The sequence below is a fragment of the Gracilimonas halophila genome (assembly GCF_042684365.1).
GTDB lineage: Bacteria > Bacteroidota > Rhodothermia > Balneolales > Balneolaceae > Gracilimonas > Gracilimonas halophila.
In genome coordinates this window covers 1-1,428 of sequence record NZ_JBHULI010000023.1, presented here as the reverse complement: position 1 = coordinate 1,428, position 1,428 = coordinate 1, and the positions used below count along the sequence as shown (strand labels likewise).

At 38.2% G+C, this 1,428-nt stretch carries 2 protein-coding genes; both read left to right on the top strand.

What is annotated here, in order from left to right:
- The coding region (locus ACFSVN_RS06315) for a Txe/YoeB family addiction module toxin (protein WP_390299489.1) at nt 1–259 on the top strand (259 nt) is incomplete at its 5' end.
- Between the two features lie 160 nt (nt 260–419).
- Nucleotides 420–1,214, top strand: coding sequence for an HNH endonuclease (locus tag ACFSVN_RS06310; RefSeq protein WP_390300163.1), 795 nt, complete (start codon nt 420–422; stop codon nt 1,212–1,214).
- Nucleotides 1,215–1,428 lie beyond the last annotated feature (214 nt).

Below are 1,428 nucleotides of genomic sequence, written 5' to 3'. Positions count from 1 at the left end.
ATACAAACTCGTTTATACTAAACAAGCAAAAAAGGATGCCAAGAAAGCAGCTTCTTCCGGTTTAAAATCAAAGATCAAAAACTTATTGGAGATCATTGAGGAAAATCCTTTTGAAGAATATCCTCCTTATGAAAAATTGGTTGGGAATTTGGAAGGAGCTTATTCGCGGAGAATTAATATTCAGCATCGGTTGGTTTATCAAGTCTACGAAAAAGAGAAAGTTGTTAAAGTAATCAGAATGTGGACTCATTACGACTAATCCGGTAGCATAACAAAACGTTTTAAATCGGACGCGGACGGGGTTCGATGGAACTTGATTGCGAGGAATTAATTTCGCTACTTCAAAGAAGTTGTAATCCCCGCGCCGTTTAAACGCTGGGTCGTTATGTTGCTTTACCATTAAATAAATATTCGAGAGCATGAACACATTTCTTTTTGCATGGAATCCAAATAAATGGGACTGGACCGATCTCGATGAGAATATTGAAAATCTTAAAATGTCTGGAAGTGTAACCCAAAAATGGAGTTGTGTGGCCCATCGCCAAATTAAACCGGGTGATCGTGCGTTTCTTGTTCGTCTTGGTGTTGAACCCAAAGGAATTATGGGATCTGGAACTGTAATTTCAGAACCTTTTTTATCACAACATTGGAGTGGAGAGGATAAACTTGTTCACAGAGTTTTGATCGAATTTGATACACTATTAAATCCTACGGAAGATTCCCTTCTCGGCATAGGTATCTTAGATCAAGGTGAATTATCAAACCAGGTTTGGACTCCGCAATCATCTGGGATTTCCATTAAACCTGAATTAACTGAAGAGTTAGAAGCTGTTTGGTTCGATTTTATAAATTCTGAAACTTCTAGAAATAGATTTGAAAAAGAAAAGCCCACAACTTCATTTTCTGAAGGTGCTTCAAGCAATGTTTCAATCACAAGGTATGAACGTAATCCTCATGCAAGAAAAGCTTGTCTAAATCACTACGGGTACGCTTGCACTATTTGTGATTTTGATTTTCAAGAATTCTATGGAGAGGCTGGACAAGAATTTATTCATGTTCATCATTTGAATGAAATATCAGGTCAAGATGGTGAATATGAAATTAATCCAGTAAAAGACCTGCGTCCAGTCTGTCCGAATTGCCATGCGATAATTCATCGTAAAAGGCCAGCTTATACGATTGAAGAAATGAAGGACATGCTATTTTCAAATTAATCAGCAACATAACAAGCGTTTCGTGCTGACGGCTGCGCGCTGGTTGCTTAAATTCGGGCTTGGTCGCCCCGCAGCACAAACGCCAAGCCGTTATACCCCCTCTTCCACTCAATAAATAATTGTCAGAATTGTTCGTTTTTCAATAGATTGGAGAAAGAAATAAACCCCAAGACTATGATTACAGATTATAAAGAAATTCAGCATTCGGCTCTCG